Origin of the sequence: Nodularia sp. UHCC 0506 (assembly GCF_034931045.1) — a bacterium.
GTDB lineage: Bacteria > Cyanobacteriota > Cyanobacteriia > Cyanobacteriales > Nostocaceae > Nodularia.
Genome location: NZ_JAYGHH010000054.1, coordinates 1,148 through 3,463, shown reverse-complemented (window position 1 = coordinate 3,463; position 2,316 = coordinate 1,148). Strand labels below are relative to the sequence as shown.

Annotated in this window: 1 protein-coding gene and 2 pseudogenes; 1 reads left to right on the top strand and 2 read right to left on the bottom strand. The window is 40.5% G+C overall.

Annotated elements, in window-relative coordinates:
* Positions 1 to 1,167, bottom strand: a pseudogene (locus VB654_RS21615) (Tn3 family transposase); the annotation flags it as partial.
* Positions 1,168 to 1,188: 21 nt separating this feature from the next.
* Positions 1,189 to 1,431 (bottom strand): annotated as a pseudogene (locus VB654_RS21610) (DUF4158 domain-containing protein); the annotation flags it as partial.
* Positions 1,432 to 1,628: 197 nt separating this feature from the next.
* On the opposite strand from VB654_RS21610, the gene VB654_RS21605 reads away from it, so the two are divergent.
* Complete coding sequence (locus VB654_RS21605) at positions 1,629 to 2,213, top strand: tyrosine-type recombinase/integrase (RefSeq protein WP_323215857.1); 585 nt, start codon at positions 1,629 to 1,631, stop codon at positions 2,211 to 2,213.
* Positions 2,214 to 2,316: the final 103 nt, after the last annotated feature.

Sequence of the window (2,316 nt, the reverse complement as noted above, 5' to 3'; positions counted from 1 at the left end):
TAACTTAATCCCCAACATATGTGACAACGCAAACACAGGCGTTGATTGTCCCTGAGTATCTGCATGAATCGTATGAGGCTGAATATCAGAAAAATTTTTTAACAAACCCTCAATAATATAAACAGCCTCCCAAGTCCCACAGGAAATAAAATGACTAAACAGCGCCACATAGGTATCAGAAACATGGTGGTAAGCAATCCCTCCGTAGCCACCATAGCGGATATGATACTCAGATAGCAGATTCTCTTCGTAGAGTTCATACTTAGTCCCATCCGCCGCCGCCGTTGTCCCATCACCCCAAATCCCCGGCAGCTTTAAAACATTGTAACGATTAATAATATCCACAAGGGCGGCATTCAGTTTATCCACACTCACATGACGGCGATTAACAAACGATATTTGCTTCCCTGTAACAATACCTCGCATATGTCTTGCCGCCTGAGTCGGTCCCAAATTACAACCATAAGTAAAACTAGTCAACAAGTAACGTTCAGTCGCTCGTTCTAACTTTGGGTCGCTCCCACTCATTGGACCAAAATGGCGGGTAAAATTAGTCCAATAATCAACATTTCGCAAAATATCAATCAAATTACGTTCTGGAAACCGTTCTGACACAGCATCCAGCAAAATCTTAGCCGACGGACTCAAATCATGACGTGGAGACTTTTTTAATACAGGTTCACCCAAATTATTAATCACAAGTTGACGATTATCAGGATAACCAGCATCCACATTCAAAGCTGTATCAGTCAACAAAGACTTGAGTTGTTCAATAAAACCAACCGCATTATTCGCAAAACCCAAATCTTGACAATACTGGTCAATCAATGGTAAACATTCTGACCAAGGCAACAACTGTTCTCGATGATCTGCGTAATTCTCACTTCCCTTGACGCAAATATCTCCCGACCTCAATTCAGCCATTAAGTAAGAAAAAACACAAACTTCCAAATGGCGACGCACAATTTTAGTTTTGTTGCCTTGTTCAACAAGTAAAAGCTTCTACCATTGGGGAGAAGCAAAATCTAAATCAATAGTATTATTAAAGAACTCACCACGCCGTGATTGATTTTCTAGAAGAAAATTTAATGCCTCAACTACACTTTGTTCACTGGTAGTGGATTCAAACTTCAAAGCGCTTAACAGTCTGAAAAAGCTAATTTCATAACCAAAAACAATCTCAATCTCAAATTTTAAATGACTGCGAATGTGGTTAATTATTTTCAGTGGGATATCTGTAAGAGATGGAAAATAACCTAGTCTTTGAAATGATTTTAAGATGACGAGCAGATTCAAAATATTACTTTCACCTTTAGCTGTCGTATAAGCAAAAGCAATTTCTGATTTAGTTGGGGTATAAATGTCTGTAAGTTCTTTGGTGGTAAAGTGGCGCTTAAATCTAGGGTAAGCGGTACGTTCTATAGATGTCACTATGTGTAGGTGTGTAAAATTTGAAACTTCAAAAGATATATATCACTAATCAGCCACTCCTCTGGAGTTTATGTAGAGAAACATTACCAAAAACAACTGTTTATGGGCAAGTTTTTAACATGGAATGTGTGGGGAGTTGATTGTGCCGTACCCAATACCGAAGTACCCAATTACCTTTTATGGGCAAGTTGGTTTTTATGACTCATAATGCTCCACCCAAAAAAATTACCAATCTAGAGAAACGCACACGAGAACATCTGCTACCCAATGAAGTTGAAGCTATGATCAAAGCCGCCTCATCTGTCGGGCGGCATGGTCATAGAGATTCGACTTTAATTTTGCTGGCATATCGTCACGGTCTACGGGTATCAGAATTGACAGCACTGCGATGGTCACAGGTAGATTTTTCTAGTGGCACGATCTATATCAATCGACTCAAGCATGGTATTAGTTCAACGCATCCGTTACGTGCCAAAGAGTTAAGGTGGCTACGACTTCTACAACGCTCATATCCTAATTCCCCTTACCTGTTTATTTCCGAGCGCGGAACTCCAATGGCTGCGGCCACAGCCTTTAATATTATTAGTCGCGCTGGGATTAAGGCTGGGTTAGGGTTATCTGTGCATCCGCATATGTTACGCCATGCCTGTGGGTTTTATCTAGCATCCAAAGGTCATGACACTAGAGCTATTCAGGCTTATCTGGGACACAAGAATATTCAACACACTATTCGCTACACTGAGTTATCCCCAGACCGTTTCCAAAATTTTTGGCTCGACTGAACCTCTTTTTGGTTCACAATCTCTACAAATCAATGCTTTCAACTACCTTTGTTTACAAAACTTTACAACGTGTCCCATTTTGCACGTATCCCGGCTGTACCCC

Coding starts and splice junctions, on each gene's coding strand:
- VB654_RS21605 (WP_323215857.1), top strand. CDS start 1,629: ATGACTCATAATGCTCCACCCAAAAAAATTACCAATCTAGAGAAACGC.